General features: G+C 57.9%; 26 protein-coding genes and 1 tRNA gene. 23 read left to right on the top strand and 4 right to left on the bottom strand.

The window, feature by feature from the left end:
* Nucleotides 1-827: 827 nt before the first annotated feature.
* On the top strand, nt 828-1253 hold the full coding sequence (locus tag AABM55_RS22880) for an HIT domain-containing protein (protein ID WP_054598166.1): 426 nt from the start codon (nt 828-830) through the stop codon (nt 1251-1253).
* 3 nt (nt 1254-1256) lie between these two features.
* The gene (locus tag AABM55_RS22875) at nt 1257-1463 is read left to right on the top strand and encodes a SlyX family protein (protein ID WP_019693266.1); all 207 of its coding nucleotides are present in this window, start codon (nt 1257-1259) and stop codon (nt 1461-1463) included.
* Nucleotides 1464-1555: 92 nt separating this feature from the next.
* On the opposite strand, the gene AABM55_RS22870 is transcribed toward AABM55_RS22875, so the two are convergent.
* Nucleotides 1556-2158 (bottom strand): cold-shock protein, encoded by a 603-nt coding sequence (locus AABM55_RS22870; RefSeq protein WP_054593717.1) that lies wholly within the window; start codon nt 2156-2158, stop codon nt 1556-1558.
* Between the two features lie 654 nt (nt 2159-2812).
* On the opposite strand from AABM55_RS22870, the gene AABM55_RS22865 reads away from it, so the two are divergent.
* The 21 genes from AABM55_RS22865 (at nt 2813) to AABM55_RS22765 (ending at nt 19117) form a co-directional block, all read left to right on the top strand.
* Entirely contained in the window at nt 2813-3160 is a 348-nt protein-coding gene (locus AABM55_RS22865; protein ID WP_173859946.1) for a ribbon-helix-helix domain-containing protein, read from the top strand.
* A gap of 167 nt (nt 3161-3327) precedes the next feature.
* Nucleotides 3328-3549, top strand: coding sequence for an FmdB family zinc ribbon protein (locus AABM55_RS22860; protein WP_010457489.1), 222 nt, complete (start codon nt 3328-3330; stop codon nt 3547-3549).
* A gap of 108 nt (nt 3550-3657) precedes the next feature.
* Nucleotides 3658-5433: an aspartate--tRNA ligase gene (gene aspS, locus AABM55_RS22855; RefSeq protein ID WP_054593716.1), complete on the top strand. Its 1776-nt coding sequence runs from the start codon at nt 3658-3660 to the stop codon at nt 5431-5433.
* Between the two features lie 129 nt (nt 5434-5562).
* Nucleotides 5563-6309, top strand: a complete 747-nt coding sequence (locus AABM55_RS22850) for a YebC/PmpR family DNA-binding transcriptional regulator (protein ID WP_054593715.1) — start codon at nt 5563-5565, stop codon at nt 6307-6309.
* A 203-nt stretch (nt 6310-6512) separates the two neighbouring features.
* A complete protein-coding gene (gene ruvC, locus AABM55_RS22845) occupies nt 6513-7037 on the top strand; it encodes a crossover junction endodeoxyribonuclease RuvC (protein ID WP_019693260.1) in 525 nt (174 codons plus the stop codon).
* 118 nt (nt 7038-7155) lie between these two features.
* Entirely contained in the window at nt 7156-7764 is a 609-nt protein-coding gene (gene ruvA, locus AABM55_RS22840) for a Holliday junction branch migration protein RuvA (protein WP_054593714.1), read from the top strand.
* The gene (ruvB, locus tag AABM55_RS22835) at nt 7765-8826 is read left to right on the top strand and encodes a Holliday junction branch migration DNA helicase RuvB (RefSeq protein WP_054593713.1); all 1062 of its coding nucleotides are present in this window, start codon (nt 7765-7767) and stop codon (nt 8824-8826) included. It begins immediately after the preceding gene.
* A gap of 139 nt (nt 8827-8965) precedes the next feature.
* Nucleotides 8966-9433 (top strand): tol-pal system-associated acyl-CoA thioesterase, encoded by a 468-nt coding sequence (gene ybgC / locus AABM55_RS22830; protein ID WP_347927834.1) that lies wholly within the window; start codon nt 8966-8968, stop codon nt 9431-9433.
* Complete coding sequence (gene tolQ / locus AABM55_RS22825) at nt 9423-10118, top strand: protein TolQ (protein WP_019693256.1); 696 nt, start codon at nt 9423-9425, stop codon at nt 10116-10118. Before ybgC ends, tolQ begins: the two co-directional genes overlap by 11 nt.
* 23 nt (nt 10119-10141) lie before the next feature.
* Entirely contained in the window at nt 10142-10594 is a 453-nt protein-coding gene (gene tolR / locus AABM55_RS22820) for a protein TolR (protein WP_162174768.1), read from the top strand.
* Nucleotides 10594-11673, top strand: coding sequence for a cell envelope integrity protein TolA (gene tolA / locus AABM55_RS22815; RefSeq protein WP_347927833.1), 1080 nt, complete (start codon nt 10594-10596; stop codon nt 11671-11673). Before tolR ends, tolA begins: the two co-directional genes overlap by 1 nt.
* Nucleotides 11674-11690: 17 nt before the next feature.
* Nucleotides 11691-12971: a Tol-Pal system beta propeller repeat protein TolB gene (gene tolB, locus AABM55_RS22810; RefSeq protein ID WP_173859947.1), complete on the top strand. Its 1281-nt coding sequence runs from the start codon at nt 11691-11693 to the stop codon at nt 12969-12971.
* Nucleotides 12972-13023: 52 nt separating this feature from the next.
* Complete coding sequence (gene pal / locus AABM55_RS22805; RefSeq protein ID WP_054593710.1) at nt 13024-13521, top strand: peptidoglycan-associated lipoprotein Pal; 498 nt, start codon at nt 13024-13026, stop codon at nt 13519-13521.
* 6 nt (nt 13522-13527) lie between these two features.
* Complete coding sequence (gene ybgF / locus AABM55_RS22800) at nt 13528-14361, top strand: tol-pal system protein YbgF (protein WP_054593709.1); 834 nt, start codon at nt 13528-13530, stop codon at nt 14359-14361.
* Nucleotides 14362-14530: 169 nt separating this feature from the next.
* Nucleotides 14531-15178, top strand: a complete 648-nt coding sequence (queE, locus tag AABM55_RS22795; RefSeq protein ID WP_054593708.1) for a 7-carboxy-7-deazaguanine synthase QueE — start codon at nt 14531-14533, stop codon at nt 15176-15178.
* Between the two features lies 1 nt (nt 15179).
* Nucleotides 15180-15872, top strand: coding sequence for a 7-cyano-7-deazaguanine synthase QueC (queC, locus tag AABM55_RS22790; protein WP_347927832.1), 693 nt, complete (start codon nt 15180-15182; stop codon nt 15870-15872).
* A gap of 63 nt (nt 15873-15935) precedes the next feature.
* A tRNA-Lys gene (locus tag AABM55_RS22785) sits at nt 15936-16011 on the top strand.
* A 263-nt stretch (nt 16012-16274) separates the two neighbouring features.
* A complete protein-coding gene (gene nadA / locus AABM55_RS22780; protein WP_054593706.1) occupies nt 16275-17333 on the top strand; it encodes a quinolinate synthase NadA in 1059 nt (352 codons plus the stop codon).
* Nucleotides 17334-18092: 759 nt separating this feature from the next.
* Nucleotides 18093-18227, top strand: coding sequence for a hypothetical protein (locus tag AABM55_RS22775; RefSeq protein WP_347930106.1), 135 nt, complete (start codon nt 18093-18095; stop codon nt 18225-18227).
* A 163-nt stretch (nt 18228-18390) separates the two neighbouring features.
* The gene (locus AABM55_RS22770; RefSeq protein ID WP_285379968.1) at nt 18391-18525 is read left to right on the top strand and encodes a hypothetical protein; all 135 of its coding nucleotides are present in this window, start codon (nt 18391-18393) and stop codon (nt 18523-18525) included.
* Between the two features lie 460 nt (nt 18526-18985).
* Entirely contained in the window at nt 18986-19117 is a 132-nt protein-coding gene (locus AABM55_RS22765) for a hypothetical protein (RefSeq protein ID WP_347930105.1), read from the top strand.
* 164 nt (nt 19118-19281) lie between these two features.
* Here the strand turns inward: AABM55_RS22765 and AABM55_RS22760 are convergent, their stop codons facing one another.
* The 3 genes from AABM55_RS22760 to gcvT form a co-directional block, all read right to left on the bottom strand.
* Complete coding sequence (locus AABM55_RS22760) at nt 19282-19770, bottom strand: RDD family protein (protein ID WP_347927831.1); 489 nt, start codon at nt 19768-19770, stop codon at nt 19282-19284.
* Nucleotides 19771-19866: 96 nt separating this feature from the next.
* Nucleotides 19867-20079 carry a cold-shock protein gene (locus tag AABM55_RS22755; protein ID WP_019693243.1) on the bottom strand — a complete coding sequence of 71 codons (213 nt, stop codon included), beginning with the start codon at nt 20077-20079 and terminating at the stop codon, nt 19867-19869.
* A gap of 401 nt (nt 20080-20480) precedes the next feature.
* Nucleotides 20481-21605, bottom strand: a complete 1125-nt coding sequence (gene gcvT / locus AABM55_RS22750) for a glycine cleavage system aminomethyltransferase GcvT (protein ID WP_054593704.1) — start codon at nt 21603-21605, stop codon at nt 20481-20483.
* Nucleotides 21606-21620: the final 15 nt, after the last annotated feature.

The following is a 21620-nucleotide window of genomic DNA, read 5'->3' as shown; positions in this document are numbered from 1 at the left end:
CGCCGACAATGTTGGCGATACTTGCGTATCTAACCTTTCAGCTTCTTTACGGCCCTGTCGCAAAATGCGCTGTAGAGGTCGTAATTTCACAATTTTTTTGCCTTCGGACTGACAACTTCAGCGTTGTTTTCCAAGGCTTCAGTATCAGAAAAAGAAATCCCTGTCTTGCACTTGAAGCTCCCTGGGCAGCCATGCCGCTATTGTTATGAGCCTTTAGGTTCCGACTTCCAGCGGATGCCTTACAGGCGATGTGTGTATGAATGCAACAAGCGTGCACAAATCGGCTTTTTGTTGCCGGTTTTTTCAAAAAAACCTGCCTTAATGACTAAAGCCGCATAAAACCGGGGCTTTCAGGGCTGATCTGTTTGAGCTTGACGCCGCGGTTCTTCTAGTGTTGCACCATCAAAGAGCATGAGTATTAGCACACAAATGTTACTGCTCCACCCTCGCGGGTGAGTAGACGGCGGATGCTCGACGTTTTCAGCGTAGACGCAGTGTGCAGATTTGGTGCAAAAAATTTTCAAGACTGTACGAAATTCGTACAGCGAAGACCTCGAATGCAGATCTACATCCACTGATAGGTCGTTGATTTTTTGACGAAGCGCCGAGGTCTGGTGCTGAGGTGGTGCGTCGAGAATGAAAATGTTCAGTACCGGGGCGTTCGTGCGTTGAGCGTTTGTATCGGGTCGTCCGGCTCGGGGCTGTGTGCCCTGTTTTTTCGCAGTGATCCGTGCGGCGTTCGCGGGTATGCTGCTGTTATATACGGGCGATTAGCCTTCGGGCTGGGCGCTAAACTGAGTCTCATGCAAAGTGCGGGAGTGCGCGCGGTGTTCGCCTTAGATCCACGACTTGAACAAGACACCCTGCCGATTGGGGATTTCCCACTAAGTCGGTTGTTGCTGTCCAATGATTCGAATTACCCCTGGTTTATCCTGGTGCCGCGTCGTGAGGATATCAGCGAGTTGTTTCAACTGGATGTCGCCGACCAGCAGCAGTTGTGGCGGGAAACAACCGAGTTGGCCGAAACGCTCAAGGATTCGTTCGACGCCGACAAGTTGAATATCGCGACCCTGGGGAATGTTGTCAGTCAGCTACACATGCATGTCATTGTGCGTAAGCGCAATGATGCCGCCTGGCCAGCCCCGGTTTGGGGCAAACACCCGGCCAAGCCTTACAGTGCCGAAGAAGTGGCAGTAATTCGCGAACGGCTGCGTTTGGTCTTGACCGATGACTTCACGTTTCTGGAGGGCTGAACCATGAGCCTGGAAGAGCGCATTACCGAACTGGAAAGTCGTCTGGCGTTTCAGGATGACACGATTGAAGCGATGAATGATGTGCTGGTGACACAGCAGCGGGTGGTCGAGCGCTTGCAGTTGCAAATGGAAGCGTTGCTCAAGCGCCAGGAAGAAGCGGCCGGGCAGTTCGAGTCCTTCGAAGAAGAGGCTCCACCACCGCATTACTGAGTGCCGGCCGGGGCGACACATCGGCAGTCGATAAAAAACCGCGATGCAGCCAGGCTGCATCGCGGTTTTTTAGTGTGGGCGTGGAACTTACATCAGCGACGCGGTAACGCGGCGATCACGTCTTCAGCTTGCAGGCCCTTGTCACGGTTCATGACAGAAAACTCCACGCGCTGGCCTTCGACCAGGACGCGGTGACCTTCACCACGGATTGCACGGAAGTGCACAAAAATATCGTCTCCGGAATCGCGAGAAATGAAGCCGAAGCCTTTGGAGGTGTTGAACCATTTGACGGTGCCGGTATCACGATTGGTCATGTCGTAATTTTGCGTAGCGGCAGCAGGAGAGGATTTATAAAAGCTGATGGCCAGGTGCAGAAGTACGGCGATCAGGGCGACGATGAGGCTAAGCAGGACTGCGGGCTGACCACCAATGACCGGCATCGGTGCGAGGAGGGTCAGGGTTTGCACGACGACGGCAAGCACCAGCAAGGCACTGACCAGATTTTGCAGTTGGTGACGTGGACCTTTGTTCCAGTAAGGAATAACCGGCGCGAGGGTCAGGTTGAGCAAGCCGAAGAACGCCAGGTACAGCGCGTCAGGTTGTTGCAGGTAAGGTGCGGCTTCGGTTCGCAAGCTAGGGATGAAGGACAGCAGCAAAGCCGCTGCGCCCGTTAGCAGGTGGACGATTTTCAACATTTTGATTGACTCACGTTAAGACGGATCACAAGGAAGAGCTGATTGAGCACGGTTCGCTTCTGAACAATGGGAGGCGCTGGGCACGTACCCGCTATCAGCCTATGCGCTGCACCCAGGAAAATAGAGGCAGCGACACGCCTCTATTTAACAGCAAAGCCCAGGCCTTCTCAAATCAAGTGCAGGGGGCATGGCGGCGGAGGCGGATGGCGGTTTGTGCGTGCTGGTCGCAGGTGTTGCCTGAAGGCTTGTTCTAGAGAGCTCGATCGGTTTTTTGGCCTGCTGCGGGCAGAGAAAACGCCTTGAGTTCGTGGATTCAGGGTGTTTTCTTCTATAGAGGGGAAAGAGGTGCGCGAGTGTCAGAGGGTGCCCGGCGCCGTCAGTGCTTCTCCTGTCCGTGGTCTGAGATGCTTCTCTGATAGGGCGATGTCCGAGCCTTTTTCGGCTTTATTCGCTCGGTGGTTCTGACTTTTCCCGCGCTGAAATTCCGCTTTATAGGCAGATGTAGGACCGTGTTAACGGTCTCCCTACGGTTGTTGGCTTGTCCTACGTTGATGGTCATAAAGTCATCTGGATATAACTATCCGCCTGCGTTTCTATAAGGAAACAGAGGGTTGCTCTTGTTGAAAGCAAGTATGACAAAGGAGTGTCAGCAGTATGAGTCGAGGAATAGGGCAAGGGACAATCGAAGTCGCTCGGTTTCAAGATGGAAAGCAGGAGGGGAAGAGAGATCCTTTTGTTCGGGAGTTTGATATGGGGTTGGCGCGTCCATTGTCCCGATCAGTGCGTTTGAATGGATTTGCCACCTGTTTGCGCCTTGAGCAGGTCTATTGGGATATTTTGGCCAGGATGGCGAAAATCAACTGTTGCTCGGTGAGCGCTTTGCTTTCCTACGTTGATAGAGAGGTGCACCTGCGTCATGGCGGGGTGAAAAATTTCAGCGGGCTGGTACGGGTGGTGTGCGTCGTACACAGTTTGAATGAGGACGCCTGTAGCGTTGAATGACGTGCCGCTCGGTGTTGGGGACGGCTCGTGTGACCAGGCGTCATCCGAATGAGCACGTGCCTGTGCAGCGTTACGGCTGCACAGGCTCGATTTAATGGATATAATCCCGCCCTTTGCCGCGAAACCCGACGTTTGCGCGGTGATAATCTGATTGCCGAGACAACCCCATGCCGATGTACGACTATCAATGTGCTTCCTGTGGTCATCAGTTGGAAGCCATTCAGAAGATCAGCGCAGCACCGTTGGTCGACTGCCCTGCCTGCCAGGCACCCGAATTGAAAAAGATGCTGTCCATGCCAGGCTTCCGCCTCAGCGGCACCGGCTGGTACGAGACCGATTTCAAAACCGGTTCGAAGAAGAATCTGGCCGGCGGCGACAAAGCTGACTAAGTTGAACGACACGCGTGAGCTCTTGCATCATCAGGCACCTTATTGAAGTGCGGTGGTGCGGCAAGGCCTCCAAACGAATTTCGAATTACGAGAAGTGAAACCACTACCATGATGCGCAGCCATTATTGCGGCCAACTGAACGAAAGCCTGGAAGGTCAGGAAGTTACCCTTTGCGGATGGGTCCACCGTCGTCGTGACCACGGCGGGGTGATCTTCCTCGATATCCGTGATCGTGAAGGTCTGGCCCAGGTGGTGTTCGATCCGGATCGCGCCGAAACCTTCGCCGCCGCCGACCGTGTGCGCAGCGAATACGTGGTCAAGATCACCGGTAAGGTGCGCCTGCGTCCAGCCGGTGCCGGTAATGCCAACATGGCTTCGGGCATGATCGAAGTGCTGGGCTACGAGCTGGAAGTATTGAACGAAGCGGAAACCCCGCCGTTCCCGCTCAACGAATTCTCCGACGTTGGCGAAGAAACCCGCCTGCGTTATCGCTTTATCGACCTGCGTCGTCCGGAAATGCTCGAGAAGCTGCGTCTGCGTTCGCGCATGACCACCAGCATCCGTCGCTACCTGGACGAGAACGGCTTCCTCGACGTCGAGACGCCGATCCTGACTCGTGCCACCCCAGAGGGCGCACGTGACTATCTGGTGCCGAGCCGTACTCACGCTGGCAGCTTCTTCGCCTTGCCGCAATCGCCGCAGCTGTTCAAGCAACTGCTGATGGTTGCCGGTTTCGATCGTTACTACCAGATCGCCAAATGCTTCCGCGACGAAGACCTGCGTGCCGACCGTCAGCCGGAATTCACCCAGATCGACATCGAGACCAGCTTCCTCAACGAAGCCGAGATCATGGGTCTGACCGAAGGCATGATCCGCAACCTGTTCAAGGAAGTGCTGGGTCTGGAATTCGGTGAATTCCCGCACATGACCTGGGACGAGGCCATGCGTCGTTACGGTTCCGACAAGCCGGACCTGCGTAACCCGCTGGAACTGGTTGACGTTGCCGACCAGCTCAAGGAAGTCGATTTCAAGGTCTTCAGTGGCCCGGCCAACGACCCGAAAAGCCGTATCGCCGCTCTGCGCGTTCCAGGCGGGGCGAGCATGCCGCGCAGCAAGATCGATGACTACACCAAGTTCGTCGGCATCTACGGTGCCAAGGGCCTGGCGTACATCAAGGTCAACGAGCGCGCGAAGGGCGTTGAAGGGCTGCAATCGCCTATTGTCAAAAATATCCCTGAAGCCAACCTCAATGTGATCCTCGATCGCGTTGGCGCGGTTGATGGCGACATCGTGTTCTTCGGTGCCGACAAGGCCAAGATTGTCAGCGAAGCGCTGGGCGCACTGCGGATCAAGGTCGGTCACGACCTGAACCTGCTGACCTGCGAGTGGGCACCGATGTGGGTTGTCGACTTCCCGATGTTCGAAGAGAACGACGACGGCAGCTTCACCGCCTTGCACCACCCGTTCACCGCACCGAAGTGCACGCCAGAAGAGCTCGAAGCCAACCCGGCGACCGCTCTGTCCCGTGCCTACGACATGGTATTGAACGGCACCGAGCTGGGTGGCGGTTCGATCCGTATCCACCGCAAGGAAATGCAGCAGTCGGTCTTCCGTCTGCTGGGTATCAGCGAAGCGGAACAGGAAGAGAAATTCGGCTTCCTGCTCGACGCCCTGAAATACGGCGCGCCGCCGCACGGTGGTCTGGCTTTCGGTCTCGACCGTCTGGTGATGCTGATGACCGGCGCCCAGTCGATCCGTGAAGTGATCGCCTTCCCGAAAACCCAGAGCGCTGCCTGCGTCATGACTCAGGCACCTGGCCTGGTCGACGCCAAGGCGCTGCGCGAGCTGCACATTCGCCTGCGCGAACAGCCTAAGGCTGAGTAAGACCGAGCACCCTGGCACATCAAGCGATGCGCCAGGGTGTCAGATCCAGATTGTGTTGCCCGCTCGCCTTCATGGGCGTGCGGGCATTGTTTTATAGAGAATTGTTTTAAAGAGAATTCGGAGCGAGTTATGGCGGGTCATTCCAAGTGGGCGAACATCAAGCACCGCAAAGAACGTCAGGATGCCAAGAAGGGCAAGATTTTCACCAAGTGGATTCGTGAACTGACTGTCGCAGCCCGTCAGGGTGGCGGTGATCCGGGCTCCAACCCGCGTTTGCGTCTGGCGCTGGATAAAGCCCTTGGCGCGAACATGAGCCGTGACATCATCGATCGCGCGGTGGCTCGTGGTGCTGGCGCTGCCGACACCGACGACATGGTCGAATTGAGCTACGAAGGTTACGGTCCGGGCGGCGTAGCGGTGATGGTCGAGTGCATGACCGACAACCGCAACCGCACTGCAGCAGCTGTCCGTCACGCTTTCAGCAAATGCGGCGGCAACCTGGGGACCGACGGTTCGGTGGCCTACCTGTTCGAGCGCAAGGGGCAGATTTCCTTCGCGCCGGGCGTCGACGAAGACGCGCTGATGGAAGCGGCCATGGAAGCTGACGCCGATGACGTGGTCACCCACGAAGACGGCTCGATTGACGTGTTCACTTCGTTCGCCGGCTTCTACTCGGTTCGTAATGCTCTGGAAGCTGCTGGCTTCAAAGGTCATGACGCGGAAATCGTCATGCTGCCGACCACCAGTGCCGAACTGGACCTGGAAGGCGCCGAGAAGATCCTCAAGCTGATCGACATGCTCGAAGACCTGGATGACGTGCAGAACGTTTATTCCAATGCGGATATTCCAGAGTCGGTGGCCGCGCAGCTGGGCTGATGGGCGACGCAGATCTGGTGTGGGAGCGGGCCGGGCGGCGTTCCGATGCCCGCGATGACGTCGGCAGGCTCGACATTGATGTTGAATGTTCTACCGCTATCGCGGGCAAGCCCGGCTCCCACAGGGTTTTCGGCAGGGCCGCAAAATGTGCACTCGGCACAGCCTGCTCTGTGCTGGCCTAACTCTCTAAACCCGCAGGCGTTATGACTTTAATTCTTGGTATCGACCCCGGTTCGCGCATTACCGGTTACGGCGTGGTACGCGATACCGGCCGTGGCTGCGTGTATGTCGCCTCGGGTTGCATTCGTACCGGCAGCGGCGAGTTGCATGAACGGCTGCAAATTGTTTATCGCGGTGTGCGTGAAGTCATCCAGACCTACGGCCCGGTCACCATGGGGATCGAAAAGGTCTTTATGGCCCGTAACGCCGACTCGGCCCTGAAGCTGGGCCAGGCTCGTGGCGCGGCCATCGTTGCCGGCGCCGAAGAAAACCTGGAAATTGCCGAATACACCGCAACCCAGGTCAAGCAGGCGGTGACCGGGACGGGCGCGGCGAATAAAGAGCAGGTGCAGATGATGGTCATGCACATGCTGAAACTGACCAGCAAACCGCAAATCGATGCCTCGGATGCCCTGGCAATCGCCATTTGTCATGCTCACACCCGTTCCAGCCTGTTACCCCATGGTCTGGGGACGGCTCGCAGTCGTGGCGGTCGCCTTCGCCTCTGATCTGATAGCATCAGCCCACTCATTTTATCCGTTGAGCGTTTTGCGCCTGTTTTGCCGGCCGCCACGCTCACTTTGGTACTCGTCAGCCAGATCTGGCCAACGCTTAAGGATTTGAAACGTGATTGGACGTTTGCGCGGCACCTTGGCTGAGAAGCAGCCGCCGCACCTGATACTGGATGTAAATGGTCTGGGCTATGAGCTGGAAGTGCCGATGACCACGCTTTATCGACTGCCGTCGGTCGGAGAGCCGATCACCTTGCACACCCATTTGGTTGTGCGTGAAGACGCCCAGCTGCTCTACGGCTTCATTGGCAAGCGTGAGCGCGATTTTTTCCGTGAATTGATCCGCCTCAATGGTGTGGGCCCCAAGTTGGCGCTGGCCTTGATGTCGAGCCTTGAAGTCGATGAGCTGGTGCGCTGCGTGCAGGCGCAGGACACATCGGCGTTGACCAAGGTGCCGGGCGTCGGCAAGAAGACCGCCGAGCGTTTGCTGGTGGAGCTCAAGGATCGTTTCAAGGCCTGGGAGACCGTGCCAAGCATGTTCGCCCTGGTGCCGAATCAGCCGGATGCGCCAATACCCGTGGCCACCGCCGAAAATGACGCGGTGAGTGCGTTGATTTCCCTGGGCTACAAGCCGCAGGAGGCCAGCAAGGCGATTTCTGCCATCAAGGAGAAAGGCTTGAGCAGTGAAGACCTGATTCGTCGCGCCCTGAAGGGAATGATTTAAGTGATTGAAGCTGATCGTCTGATCGCCGCCACGGGTGGCCCCCGTGACCGCGAAGAAGTCCAGGACCGCGCGATTCGTCCCGTCAGCCTGGCCGAATACATCGGCCAGCCGACCGTTCGCGAGCAGATGGAGTTGTTTATCCAGGCTGCCCGCGGGCGCAACGAATCCCTCGATCACACGCTGATCTTCGGTCCACCGGGGCTGGGTAAAACCACCTTGGCCAACATCATTGCCCAGGAAATGGGCGTGTCGATCAAAAGCACCTCGGGGCCGGTCCTCGAGCGTCCGGGGGATCTGGCGGCGTTGCTGACCAACCTCGAGCCGCATGATGTGCTGTTCATCGACGAGATCCATCGACTGTCGCCGATTGTCGAAGAAGTGCTGTACCCGGCCATGGAAGACTTCCAGCTCGACATCATGATCGGTGAAGGGCCGGCGGCGCGTTCGATCAAGCTCGACCTGCCACCGTTCACCCTGGTCGGCGCCACCACCCGTGCCGGGATGCTGACCAACCCGTTGCGTGACCGCTTCGGCATCGTTCAGCGCCTGGAGTTCTATAGCACGGCGGATCTGGCGACCATCGTCAGCCGTTCGGCGAACATCCTCGGCTTGCCGCTGGACCCGGAGGGTGCCTTTGAAATCGCCCGTCGGGCCCGTGGTACGCCGCGTATCGCCAACCGCTTGTTGCGCCGGGTGCGCGATTTTGCCGAAGTCCGGGCGAAGGGGCATATCACTAAACCGATTGCCGATCTGGCGCTGAACCTGCTGGACGTCGATGAGCGTGGCTTCGATCACCAGGACCGGCGTCTGCTGCTGACCATGATCGAGAAGTTCGATGGCGGCCCGGTCGGGGTGGACAGTCTCGCGGCGGCGATCAGCGAAGAGCGGCACACCATCGAGGATGTGCTGGAACCCTATCTGATTCAGCAGGGCTATATCATGCGGACCCCGCGTGGACGGGTCGTGACCCGGCATGCGTACCTGCATTTCGGTTTGAATATCCCGTCGCGGTTAGGTGAAATGCCCGTGCCAGACGAGTTTCTTGATGCAGTAGACGAATGACGACCTCTGCGTGCCGATTTATTTCGGCTTTGTGCGGTCCTAGGGGACTGCGATTGCCGATCTTTCGCACGAAAGTCGTTCGAGAATGAAAAAACAGTTGCCTGGCCGGATTGGCAACCTGAGGAGTAACCACTAGAGTATGCGCGCGCAAAACGGGCTTGAGTCGTTCGCACATCGTTGTCGCGTTTATTACGAGGACACCGATGCCGGCGGCATCGTGTATTACGTTAATTACCTTAAGTTTATGGAGCGGGCTCGAACCGAGCGGCTACGGGATCTGGGCTTTGCCCAATCGCAGCTTGCTGGTGAGGACCTGTTGTTCGTCGTGCATTCCAGCGAAGCGCGCTATCACGCGCCGGCGCGACTGGACGACGAGCTTCTGGTAAGTGCAGAAGTAATCGAATTGAACCGCGTCAGCCTGCGCTTTAAACAGCAGGTCAGGCGAGCCGCGGATAATGCACTGCTCTGCGAAGGGCAGTTTTTGGTGGCCTGTGTGCGCACCCATAGTTTGAAACCCCGGGCCATTCCCGAAGCTCTACGTGCGGCCTTTGCCGACGTGAGCGGCGCGGGTACACACTCAGAGCAGGAGATAAAGCGTGGAAGCTAACGTCGTCGACCATTCCTCCATGTGGAGCCTGGTCAGCAATGCCAGCGTTGTGGTGCAGTTGGTAATGCTGATCCTGGTAGCCGCATCGGTGACCTCGTGGATCATGATCTTTCAGCGCAGCAATTTGCTGCGCGCCGGTCGACGTGCCCTGGAGAGCTTTGAAGAGCGCTTCTGGTCCGGCATCGACCTGTCCAAACTCTACCGTCAGGCCGGCAGCAACCCTGACCCGGATTCCGGCGTAGAGCAGATCTTCCGTGCAGGTTTCAAGGAGTTCTCCCGTCTGCGTCAGCAGCCAGGCGTTGATCCGGAAGCGGTCATGGAAGGTGTGGCGCGCGCCATGCGCGTGGCCATTTCCCGCGAAGAAGAAAAGCTCGAGCAGAGCCTGCCGTTCCTTGCGACCGTCGGTTCCGTCAGCCCGTACATCGGCCTGTTCGGTACAGTCTGGGGCATCATGAACTCCTTCCGTGGACTGGCAACTGCCCAGCAAGCAACCCTGGCCACCGTGGCTCCAGGTATTGCCGAGGCACTGGTTGCAACGGCCATCGGCCTGTTCGCGGCGATCCCGGCCGTTATCGCTTACAACCGTTTCTCTGCCCGCAGCGAAACCTTGCTTAGCCGTTACTACACCTTCGCCGACGAGTTCCAGGCGATCCTGCACCGCAAAGTGCACACCAGCGAAGAATAAGCAGGTAATTCCCAATGGCTTTAATCGCTCGAGCTCGCAAAAAGCGCAAGCCGGTTGCCGAGATGAACGTGGTGCCTTACATCGACGTGATGCTGGTACTGCTGGTTATCTTCATGGTGACCGCACCGATGCTCAATCAGGGCGTGAAAGTTGATCTGCCCAAGGTTTCCAGCGAAGCCTTGCCGCAAGACAACAACACCCAGGTCCTGACCATTTCGATCAAGGCTGACAAGACCTATTACTGGAACCTTGGCAGCGAAGTCGACACCGATAAGCAGCAGGACAGGGCCATGACCCTGCCGCAGATGACCAGCGCCGTGACCAAGATCATCAGCGCCGGTAATGAAAACGGCAAGCACACCCAGGTCTTCATTCGTGGCGACAAGAGCGTCGATTACGGCTCCGTCATGGGCGCCATGGGTGGGTTGCAGAAAGCCGGGGTCGGTAATGTTGGCTTGATTACCGAGGCGCCCTGATGCAGCAACAGCGAGAGCCGACAGCCTCGGAAAGCTATTTCTGGCCTAGTGTCTGGGCGATCGGCCTGCACGTGCTGGTGTTTGGCATGCTGTTCGTCAGTTTTTCCATGACACCGGAATTGCCGCCGGCCAAACCGATCGTCCAGGCGACCCTGTACCAACTGAAATCGAAAAGTCGGGCGACCACCCAGACCAATCAGAAGATTGCGGGTGAAGCGCAGAAATCCGCTGCGCGCCAGACCGAAGTCGAACAGATGGAACAGAAGAAGGTCGAGCAGGAAGCGGTGAAGGCTGCGGAACAAAAGAAAGAAGCGGCGGCTCAAAAAGCCGAGGAAGCCAAGAAGGCCGACGAGTCGAAGAAAGCGGAAGAGGCGAAAAAGGCTGATGAAGCCAAGAAAGCCGATGAAGCGAAGAAGACCGCCGAAGCCAAAAAGGCCGAACAGAAACAATTGGCTGATATAGCCAAGAAGAAAGCTGAAGAAGAAGCCAAGAAAGCCGCTGAAGAAGAGGCCAAGAAAGAGGCCGCTGAAGAAGCGAAGAAAAAGATAGTCGAAGACGCGAAGAAGAAAGCCGCGGAAGACGCCAAGAAGAAAGCTGAAGCGGACGAGGCGAAGAAAAAAGTCGCCGAGGAAGCGAAGAAGAAAGCTGCTGCCGATGCTGCGAAGAAAAAATCGCAGGAAGCGGCGCGTAAATCTGCCGAAGAGAAAAAGGCTCAGGCCCTGGCTGATTTGCTTTCCGACACGCCGCAGCGTCAGCAAGCCTTGGCCGATGAGCAGGGCGATGAAACCGCGGGCAGTTTCGATGATCTGATTCGTGCTCGGGCAGCGGAAGGTTGGGCTCGTCCTCCTTCGGCACGCAAAGGCATGACGGTTGTGCTGCAAATCGGCATGTTGCCCGATGGTACGGTGACTTCGGTCAGCGTGGCCAAGTCCAGTGGCGATGGTCCGTTTGACGCTTCGGCTGTAGCGGCGGTCAAGAATATTGGACGTTTGACAGAAATGCAGGGAATGAAGCCGAGCGATTTCGCTCCCTATCGTTCATTCAAGATGACATTCACACCTGAGGATCTAGCCTTGTGAGAAACCTTCTTCGAGGAATGCTTGTCGTTATTTGCTGCATGGCAGGGATAGCGGCAGCAGATGAAAAGAACATTCTGGTCACCAGCGGCAGTGACCGGGCAACACCGATTGCGGTTGTTCCATTTGGCTGGCAGGGCGGTAGCGTCCTGCCGGACGACATGGCGGAAATCATCGGTAACGACCTGCGCAACTCGGGTTACTACTCGCCGATTCCAAAGCAGAACATGATCAGCCAGCCAACTTCGGCCAGCGAAGTCATCTACCGTGACTGGAAGGCCCTGGGCGCCCAGTACATCATGGTCGGCAGCATCGTTCCGGCGGGCGGTCGCCTGCAGGTGCAATACGCACTGTTCAACGTCGCGACCGAGCAGCAAGTGCTGACCGGTAGCGTGTCGGGTGGCGTCGATCAACTGCGCGATATGGCGCACTACATCTCCGACCAGTCGTTCGAAAAGCTGACCGGCATCAAGGGCGCGTTCTCCACACGCCTGCTATATGTAACGGCCGAGCGCTTTTCGGTGAACAACACGCGCTACACCCTGCAGCGTTCGGACTACGACGGTGCTCGTGCCGTGACCCTGCTGCAATCGCGTGAGCCGATCCTGTCGCCGCGTTTCGCTCCGGATGGCAAGCGCATCGCCTATGTGTCGTTCGAGCAGAAGCGTCCGCGCATCTTCATGCAGAACATCGACACCGGTCGCCGCGAGCAGATCACCAACTTCGAAGGCCTCAACGGCGCGCCAGCCTGGTCTCCGGACGGTACTCGCCTGGCGTTTGTGCTGTCCAAGGACGGCAACCCGGACATCTACGTGATGAACCTGGGGTCGCGTCAGATCAATCGCGTGACGGCTGGTCCTGGCATCAACACCGAACCGTTCTGGGGCAAGGATGGTTCGACCATCTACTTCACCTCCGACCGTGGCGGCAAGCCGCAGATCTACAAGACCAACGTCAATGGTGGTGGTGCGGAGCGTGTGACCTTTATCGGTAACTACAACGCCAACCCGAAACTGTCGGCTGACGAAAAGACGCTTGTCATGATTCACCGTCAGGATGGCTTCACCAATTTCCGGGTGGCGGCTCAGGATTTGCAGCGCGGTAGTGTAAAGATCCTGACAGACACCAACCTAGATGAGTCAGCCACTGTTGCGCCCAACGGCACCATGGTAATCTACGCCACCGCCCAGCAGGGCCGGGGAGTCTTGATGCTCGTGTCCATCAATGGACGCGTAAGGCTCCCGCTTCCTACCGCTCAAGGCGAAGTCAGAGAACCTTCCTGGTCCCCTTACCTGAACTGACGCGGCGCTACACGTTTTACTTAACACATTGGGGTTCATTAGGAGTTTCACGATGGAAATGCTGAAGTTTGGTAAGTTTGCTGCGCTGGCCCTGGCCATGGCTGTAGCTGTAGGTTGCTCGTCCAAAGGCGGCGACAACGCCGGTGCAGGCGCTGTAGATCCAAACGCTGGTTACGGCGCTAACACTGGTGCAGTTGACGGCTCCCTGAGCGAAGAAGCTGCTCTGCGCGCAATCACCACCTTCTACTTCGAATACGACAGTTCGGACCTGAAGCCAGAAGCCATGCGCGCTCTGGACGTTCACGCCAAAGACCTGAAAGGAAACGGCGCTCGCGTTGTTCTGGAAGGCAACACCGACGAACGTGGTACTCGTGAGTACAACATGGCACTGGGCGAGCGTCGTGCGAAAGCCGTTCAACGCTACCTGGTACTGCAAGGTGTTTCCCCAGCTCAGCTGGAACTGGTTTCCTACGGTAAAGAGCGTCCAGTTGCTACTGGCCACGACGAGCAGTCCTGGGCTCAAAACCGTCGCGTCGAACTGCGTAAGTAATTCGTCATGCGAACGTGCCGTCGTGCTGTAACTGTTCTGGCTCTCAGTCTCGCACCGCTTGCGGTGTGGGCTGCGGTTCCTGTGGTCGATGACAACTCCGGTTATAACAATAGCGGGAGCAGTTATCCGCCTGCGGGTTACGGTACGAACGGCGCCTATGCCGGGGGAGGGGTTACGGCCCCTGCCTCGGCACAGGGCGTGCTGTTCAACCAACTGCAACAAATGCAGGAACAAATCGCGCGCCAACAAGGTGCGATCGAAGTTCTGCAAAATGATGTAGCGCGCATGAAGCAGGAAAACCTGGAGCGATACCAGGATCTTGATCGGCGTATTGGAACCGGCGGTGCACCCGCTGCGGCTCCTCAAAATTCTCCAGCCGGTGGCGATATGAATAATGCCGCCGGTGCAGCTGCAGGTGCGAGTGCTGCTACTCAAGCCCCTGCGGCCAGCAGCGAACCGGGTGATCCGGCGAAGGAAAAGCTCTATTACGATGCGGCCTTCGACCTGATCAAAGCCAAGGATTTCGACAAGGCCAGCCAGGCGTTTGCGGCATTCCTGCGCAAATACCCGAACAGTCAGTACGCGGGCAATGCCCAATACTGGTTGGGCGAAGTGAACCTGGCCAAGGGCGACCTGCAAGGTGCGGGTCAGGCTTTTGCCAAGGTTTCGCAGCTGTACCCCAAGCACGCCAAAGTGCCTGACTCGCTGTACAAGCTCGCTGATGTAGAGCGCCGCCTGGGTCATACCGACAAGGTCAAAGGCATTCTGCAGCAGGTGGTTTCCCAATACCCGGGTACTTCCGCCGCTCAGCTGGCCCAACGCGATCTGCAGCGCATGTAAGGCTGTTTGACCCGTTTACAAGAAACCCGCGCTTGCCGCGGGTTTTTTCGTTAGAATTCACCCCCCTTTTTTATGAAACACCGCTTTTGGGGATCTGCGCGTTGGCGGGGTTCCTTTAAGTGCCTGACGGAGGCGGACAGCCTGTTTAGCTGTTACGCCCGTGGCGACTATGCAAGACACATTGAGAATTACCGAAGTTTTTTACTCGTTGCAGGGTGAAACGCGGACTGCCGGGCTGCCCACTGTATTTGTGCGCCTGACCGGTTGTCCATTGCGTTGCCAATACTGCGACAGCGCCTATGCCTTCACTGGCGGCACCGTTCGCCCGCTCGAGGATATCCTCGAGCAAGTGGCCGGTTTTCGTCCGCGCTACGTTTGTGTCACTGGTGGTGAGCCGCTGGCACAACCTAATGCCATCCCTTTGCTCAAGCAGCTGTGTGACGCCGGTTACCAGGTGTCGCTGGAAACCAGTGGCGCCCTGGATATTTCAGCGGTCGATCCACGGGTCAGCCGAGTGCTTGACCTGAAAACACCCGGGTCGAAAGAAGCGCACCGCAATCTCTACGAGAACATCGCCCTGCTGACGGCCAACGATCAGGTCAAGTTCGTGATCTGCTCTCGCGAGGACTACGACTGGGCGGTCTCCAAGCTGATTCAGTACGGTCTCGACCAGCGTGCCGGCGAAGTCCTGTTCTCGCCGAGTCACCACGACTTGAGCGCGCGCGAGCTGGCTGACTGGATTGTTGCGGACAACCTGCCGGTGCGCCTGCAATTGCAGCTGCACAAATATCTTTGGAACGACGAGCCGGGGCGCTGAAATGACTGAACAACTGAACACTACTGAAAAACGCGCGGTCATCCTGCTGTCCGGCGGTCTGGACTCGGCAACGGTCGTGGCGATGGCCCGTGCTGAGGGCTACAGCTGCTACACCATGAGTTTCGACTATGGTCAGCGCCACCGCGCCGAGTTGCAGGCTGCCGAACGTGTAGCGCGCGATCTGGGCGTGATCGAGCATAAGGTGATTGGCCTGAACCTGAACGGCATTGGTGGCTCGGCATTGACCGACAGCTCCATCGATGTGCCTGAGGCGCCGAGTGAAGGTATCCCGATCACTTACGTGCCGGCCCGCAATACCGTGTTCCTGTCTCTGGCATTGGGCTGGGCCGAAGTGCTCGGCGCGCGCGACATTTTCATCGGCGTGAATGCGGTGGATTATTCCGGTTACCCGGATTGCCGTCCCGAGTTCATCGAAGCCTTCGAGCGCATGGCCAATCTGGCGACCAAGGCCGGGGTAGAGGGGAACGGTTTCCGTATCCAGGCACCGCTGCAAAACCTCAGCAAGGCGCAAATTGTCCAGGCGGGCGTGAAGCTTGGCGTCGACTATGCACTAACGGTTTCCTGCTATCAGGCGGACGATAACGGCCGTGCCTGCGGCAGGTGCGACAGCTGCCGTCTGCGTGCAGAAGGCTTCCTGGCGGCCGGAATCAGCGACCCAACCGTTTATTTTTGATTTATTTCAAATTAGGTATTGAATAGTCCTTAAAAATCAGTATTATACGCGCCACCACACAGCGGGTCGTTAGCTCAGTTGGTAGAGCAGTTGGCTTTTAACCAATTGGTCGTAGGTTCGAATCCCACACGACCCACCATTTTAAAAAATCTGGAAGGCCCACGTAAGTGAGGATTTCCGGGTTTTTTTTTGCCTGCGATTTGAGCCTGGCTCAATCCGGGTGTTGCACCGCGTGACGCAGGTCAGAATGATCTTTTGCATCTCGGGGATATTCTGTAGCCTTGCGCAGCTTCAATGCTGTCCATGCCTGATGAATACTCACTCTCCCGGCGGTACCTTCTGTGGTCCGGAGCCGGGTGTATACTCGACTTTCGCGCGAAAGCGCCCGTAGGTCTTGCGATCATGACGCAAATTTCAGAACGCCTTCTGGTACAAGCCCACCTCGACGCCAAACAGCCCAAACCGCTGAGCGCCGAAGAGCAAGCCCATTACCGCGCCGCCATCGCCGCCGAGCTCAAGGCTCAGGACGCGGTGCTGGTTGCCCACTTCTATTGCGATCCGATCATTCAGGCCCTGGCCGAAGAAACCGGTGGCTGCGTTTCCGACTCCCTGGAAATGGCCCGCTTCGGCAACGCTCACCCGGCCAAGACCGTGGTGGTTGCCGGTGTGAAGTTCATGGGCGAGACCGCAAAAATCCTCAACCCTGAAAAACGCGTACTGATGCCGACCCTGGAGGCGACCTGCTCGCTGGACCTGGGTTGCCCGGTCGACGAGTTCTCGGCGTTTTGCGATCAGCACCCGGAGCGTACGGTGGTGGTATATGCCAACACCTCGGCAGCGGTGAAGGCGCGGGCAGACTGGGTGGTGACCTCCAGCTGCGCGCTGGAGATTGTCGAGAGCCTGATGGATAACGGCGAAACGATCATCTGGGGCCCGGACAAACACCTGGGCACCTACATTCAGCGCAAGACTGGCGCCGACATGCTGCTCTGGGACGGTGCCTGCATCGTTCACGAAGAGTTCAAGGCCAAGCAGCTGGAAGACATGAAGGCCCTGTATCCGGACGCCGCGATTCTGGTGCACCCGGAGTCGCCGACAGCGGTGATCGAATTGGCCGACGCGGTAGGCTCCACCAGCCAGCTGATTGCCGCTGCGCAAAGCCTGCCGAACAAGACCCTGATCGTGGCGACCGACCGTGGCATCTTCTACAAGATGCAGCAGCTGTGCCCGGACAAGGTCTTCATCGAGGCGCCTACCGCCGGCAACGGCGCGGCCTGCCGCAGTTGCGCACATTGCCCGTGGATGGCGATGAACACCCTTGAGCGCACGCTTCAGTGCCTGCGTGAGGGCTCAGGCGAGATCTTTGTCGAGCCGGCGCTGATCCCTCAGGCGATTCGCCCGCTCAAGCGCATGCTCGACTTCACCGCGGCAGCGCGGATGAAGCTGGCGGGTAATGCCTGATTATCTGTGGCGATGAAGCTTGCTCCCGCTCGGCGGCGTAGCCGTCGTAAAGTCCTGCATGCACTTTTAACCGGCAAATCGAGTTGGCAGTTTTAGGGGCGCTTCGCGCCCCAGCGGGAGCAAGCTCCCTCGCCACAGGGTTTGGCGTTTCGGCGGGTTATTTTTGCTTCTTCGGGATCCGTACCAACTGGGCGAGATCTTTGTCTAGCCGGCGCTGATCCCTCAGGCGATTCGCCCGCTCAAGCGCATGCTCGACTTCACCGCGGCAGCGCGGATGAAGCTGGCGGGTAATGCCTGATCATCTGTGGCGAGGGAGCTTGCTCCCGCTCGGCGGCGTAGCCGTCGTAAAGTCCTGCATGCACTTTTAACCGGCAAATCGAGTTGGCAGTTTTAGGGGCGCTTCGCGCCCCAGCGGGAGCAAGCTCCCTCGCCACAGGGTTTGACGTTTAGGGGAGTTATTTTTTCTTCTTCGGGATCCGTGCCAACTGGGCGAGATCTTTGTCGAGCCGGCGCTGATCCCTCAGGCGATTCGCCCGCTCAAGCGCATGCTCGACTTCACTGCGGCAGCGCGGATGAAGCTGGCGGGTAATGCCTGATTATCTGTGGCGATGAAGCTTGCTCCCGCTCGGCGGCGTAGCCGTCGTAAAGTCCTGCATGCACTTTTAACCGGCAAATCGAGTTGGCAGTTTTAGGGGCGCTTCGCGCCCCAGCGGGAGCAAGCTCCCTCGCCACAGGGTTTGGCGTTTAGGGGAGTTATTTTTGCTTCTTCGGGATCCGCACCAACTGGGTGAGATCTTTGTCGAGCCGGCGCTGATCCCTCAGGCGATTCGCCCGCTCAAGCGCATGCTCGACTTCACCGCGGCAGCGCGGATGAAGCTGGCGGGTAATGCCTGATCATCTGTGGCGAGGGAGCTTGCTCCCGCTCGGCGGCGTAGCCGTCGTAACGTCCTGCATGCACTTTTAACCGGCAAATCGAGTTGGCAGTTTTAGGGGCGCTTCGCGCCCCAGCGGGAGCAAGCTCCCTCGCCACAGGGTTTGGCGTTTAGGGGAGTTATTTTTGCTTCTTCGGGATCCGTACCAACTGGGCGAGATCTTTGTCGAGCCGGCACTGATCCCTCAGGCGATTCGCCCGCTCAAGCGCATGCTCGACTTCACCGCGGCAGCGCGGATGAAGCTGGCGGGTAACGCCTGATCATCTGTGGCGAGGGAGCTTGCTTCCGCTCGGCGGCGCAGCCGTCGTAAAGTCCTGCATGCACTTTAACCGGCAAATCGAGTTGGCAGTTTTAGGGGCGCTTCGCGCCCCAGCGGGAGCAAGCTCCCTCGCCACAGGGTTTGACGTTTAGGGGAGTTATTTTTTCTTCTTCGGGATCCGTGCCAACTGGGCGAGATCTTTGTCGAGCCGGCGCTGATCCCTCAGGCGATTCGCCCGCTCAAGCGCATGCTCGACTTCACCGCGGCAGCGCGGATGAAGCAGGCGGGTAATGCCTGATTATCTGTGGCGATGAAGCTTGCTCCCGCTCGGCGGCGCAGCCGTCGTAAAGTCCTGCATGCACTTTTAACCGGCAAATCGAGTTGGCAGTTTTAGGGGCGCTTCGCGCCCTAGCGGGAGCAAGCTCCCTCGCCACAGGGTTTGGCGTTTCGGCGGGTTATTTTTGCTTCTTCGGGATCCGTACCAACTGGGCGAGATCTTTGTCGAGCCGGCACTGATCCCTCAGGCGATTCGCCTGCTCAAGCGCATGCTCGACTTCACCGCGGCAGCGCGGATGAATGAAGCTGGCGGGTAACGCCTGATCATCTGTGGCGAGGGAGCTTGCTCCCGCTCGGCGGCGCAGCCGTCGTAACGTCCTGCATGCACTTTTAACCGGCAAATCGAGTTGGCAGTTTTAGGGGCGCTTCGCGCCCCAGCGGGAGCAAGCTCCCTCGCCACAGGGTTTGGCGTTTCGGCAGGTTATTTTTTCTTCTTTGGAATCCGCACCAACTGGCTGTTGGAGTACATGTCGTGCCAGCTGCGCTGCTGTTTGTCGAAGAGTACCCAGAAGAACCCCAGGCCTGCGCACAGCAAGGATGCGATCGACACCACAAAACGCAACAGCGCCTGCCACAGGCTGATCGCCGAGCCATCGGCGTTCTGCACACGGATGCACCAGACCTGCATGCCGAGGGTTTGACCGGACCAGGTCCAGAATTTGGCAAAGAAGCCAAACAGCACGAACAGCAGGATGGTCGAGAACAGCGGATCGCCATCCAGCGCGCCGGCCTCGGTCAGGGCGCGCATCTGCTCTTCGCCGATGATTGCCATCTGCACCATCTTGTAGATACCGCCCGTAACGATCAGCAGGGCAGTGCACAGCAAGAAGTCGTAGAACATCGCTGCCAGGCGACGGCCCAGGCCGGCGATGGGGAATTCACCCTGAGGGCTTAGCAGGTGTTTCGACATGGGGTGGCTCTCGGCTGAAAAAGAAGCCATTTTACGGAATTGCGCGCACAAAAAAGCCCCTGATGTCAGCATCAGGGGCTTTTTCGTTACAGAAGATCAGCCTTCTGCTTGTACTTCGTCAGCTTGCATGCCTTTCTGGCCCTGCACAGCGATGAAAGTGACTTTCTGGCCTTCTTTCAGGCTCTTGAAGCCGCTACCTTGAATGGCGCGGAAATGCACGAACAGATCCGGACCGCTTTCTGGAGTGATAAAACCAAAACCTTTCTCGTCGTTAAACCACTTGACGGTGCCGCTCTGACGTTGGGACATTTCTTATTTCCTTTGACGCAAAAATTGATGACAGCCTCTTTCTCATGAAAGAGTACTGGAGCTGGTTGCAGGAGAGTAAGAGGCGTCGAACGGGATGTAGCTAACTTGTAGGCTACTGCCCAGGTCACGATTCCAAGCGACCCATGCAAACACAGTGAACAAACTCTACGCCAACTACGGGAGAAAAAACAAGCCCCGTGGAAGCCGCGTATTGCTTGGCTTGATGACTGTTTCACAGGATGGATAGTGCGGCTTATTCGATAGTGTTGTTCAATTGTTTTCGATTGATATAAGTCAAGTTCACAATCGAAGTGCCTGATCCAGGTATGCACTGTTTTATGGCGGTTGCGTTACAGATTAGTGCACTGTTACGCAACCGCGTTACTTATAGGAACAGTCAATCAACCACGATAGTAGCGTTGTGGAACAAATGGCATTTTGCTTACAAGCAAAGGCACCTTTTTCCCACGTACAATCGCCCAAACCTGGGTATCGAGTGCGATGTAAGCACTGTCGAGGTAACCCATGGCCAAAGGACCACCCAAGGTCGGCCCAAAGCCGCCGCTGCAGACGCTGCCGATGATTTCGCCCGCTTCGTTGACGATTTCCGCACCTTCGCGCACCGGGGTGCGTTCCTGAGGCAGCAGGCCGACGCGTTTACGGCTGACACCGTTTTGTTGCTGGGCGAATACGGTCTCGGCGCCCGGGAAACCACCGGCACGCGCCCCGTCGGCACGCCGTGGCTTGGAGATGGCCCACAGCAGGCTGGCTTCGATCGGTGTGGTGTCGGTGTTCATGTCGTGGCCGTAGAGGCACAGGCCGGCTTCCAGGCGCAGCGAGTCACGGGCGCCGAGGCCGATGGCCGCGACTTCCGGTTCGGCCAGCAAGGCCCGAGCGAGGGCTTCGGCATCGGCGGCAGGCACGGAGATTTCGAAACCGTCTTCACCGGTGTAGCCCGAACGGCTGACAAAGCAGTCGACGCCGAGCAAGGTCACGCGGGTGAACTGCATGAACGTCATCTTCGCCACTTCAGGGGCCAGGCGCGCGAGCACGGTCACCGCGGCCGGGCCTTGCAGGGCGAGCAGGGCGCGTTCTTCGAACAACGGCTCGATGCTGCATTGATCGCCGATGTGTTGGCGCAGGTGCGCCAGGTCCTGGTCCTTGCAGGCGGCGTTGACCACCAGGAACAACTCGTCGTTCCCGAGGTTGGCGACCATCAGGTCGTCGAGGATGCCACCGTTCTGGTTGGTGAACATCGCATAGCGCTGCATGCCCACCGGCAGGTCGATGATGTCCACTGGCACCAGGGTTTCCAGGGCCTTGGCGGCGTTGGCACCGGTCAGACGGATCTGGCCCATGTGCGAGACATCGAACAGCCCGGCCTGATCACGGGTGTGCTGGTGTTCTTTCATCACGCCCAGCGGGTATTGCACCGGCATGTCGTAGCCGGCGAAAGGCACCATGCGCGCACCGAGTTCGATGTGCAGCGCGTGCAGAGGGGTTTTCAACAGTTGTTCGGTGGACATATGCAGCTCCTGAAA

The sequence above is a fragment of the Pseudomonas helvetica genome, assembly GCF_039908645.1.
Lineage (GTDB): Bacteria > Pseudomonadota > Gammaproteobacteria > Pseudomonadales > Pseudomonadaceae > Aquipseudomonas > Aquipseudomonas helvetica.
The sequence above is the reverse complement of the archived record's forward strand: the minus strand, read 5'-3'. Positions and strand labels throughout refer to the sequence as shown.

Bases quoted from the DNA above. Each gene is read 5' to 3' on its own strand.
- tolA (WP_347927833.1), top strand. From the start codon at position 10,594: ATGCAGCAACAGCGAGAGCCGACAGCCTCGGAAAGCTATTTCTGGCCT.
- AABM55_RS22850 (WP_054593715.1), top strand. From the start codon at position 5,563: ATGGCGGGTCATTCCAAGTGGGCGAACATCAAGCACCGCAAAGAACGT.
- AABM55_RS22865 (WP_173859946.1), top strand. From the start codon at position 2,813: ATGAGTCGAGGAATAGGGCAAGGGACAATCGAAGTCGCTCGGTTTCAA.
- aspS (WP_054593716.1), top strand. From the start codon at position 3,658: ATGATGCGCAGCCATTATTGCGGCCAACTGAACGAAAGCCTGGAAGGT.
- queC (WP_347927832.1), top strand. From the start codon at position 15,180: ATGACTGAACAACTGAACACTACTGAAAAACGCGCGGTCATCCTGCTG.
- nadA (WP_054593706.1), top strand. From the start codon at position 16,275: ATGACGCAAATTTCAGAACGCCTTCTGGTACAAGCCCACCTCGACGCC.
- AABM55_RS22875 (WP_019693266.1), top strand. From the start codon at position 1,257: ATGAGCCTGGAAGAGCGCATTACCGAACTGGAAAGTCGTCTGGCGTTT.
- AABM55_RS22870 (WP_054593717.1), bottom strand. From the start codon at position 2,158: ATGTTGAAAATCGTCCACCTGCTAACGGGCGCAGCGGCTTTGCTGCTG.
- ruvC (WP_019693260.1), top strand. From the start codon at position 6,513: ATGACTTTAATTCTTGGTATCGACCCCGGTTCGCGCATTACCGGTTAC.
- AABM55_RS22860 (WP_010457489.1), top strand. From the start codon at position 3,328: ATGCCGATGTACGACTATCAATGTGCTTCCTGTGGTCATCAGTTGGAA.
- ybgC (WP_347927834.1), top strand. From the start codon at position 8,966: ATGCGCGCGCAAAACGGGCTTGAGTCGTTCGCACATCGTTGTCGCGTT.
- queE (WP_054593708.1), top strand. From the start codon at position 14,531: ATGCAAGACACATTGAGAATTACCGAAGTTTTTTACTCGTTGCAGGGT.
- ybgF (WP_054593709.1), top strand. From the start codon at position 13,528: ATGCGAACGTGCCGTCGTGCTGTAACTGTTCTGGCTCTCAGTCTCGCA.
- gcvT (WP_054593704.1), bottom strand. From the start codon at position 21,605: ATGTCCACCGAACAACTGTTGAAAACCCCTCTGCACGCGCTGCACATC.
- tolB (WP_173859947.1), top strand. From the start codon at position 11,691: ATGCTTGTCGTTATTTGCTGCATGGCAGGGATAGCGGCAGCAGATGAA.
- AABM55_RS22760 (WP_347927831.1), bottom strand. From the start codon at position 19,770: ATGTCGAAACACCTGCTAAGCCCTCAGGGTGAATTCCCCATCGCCGGC.
- pal (WP_054593710.1), top strand. From the start codon at position 13,024: ATGGAAATGCTGAAGTTTGGTAAGTTTGCTGCGCTGGCCCTGGCCATG.
- AABM55_RS22755 (WP_019693243.1), bottom strand. From the start codon at position 20,079: ATGTCCCAACGTCAGAGCGGCACCGTCAAGTGGTTTAACGACGAGAAA.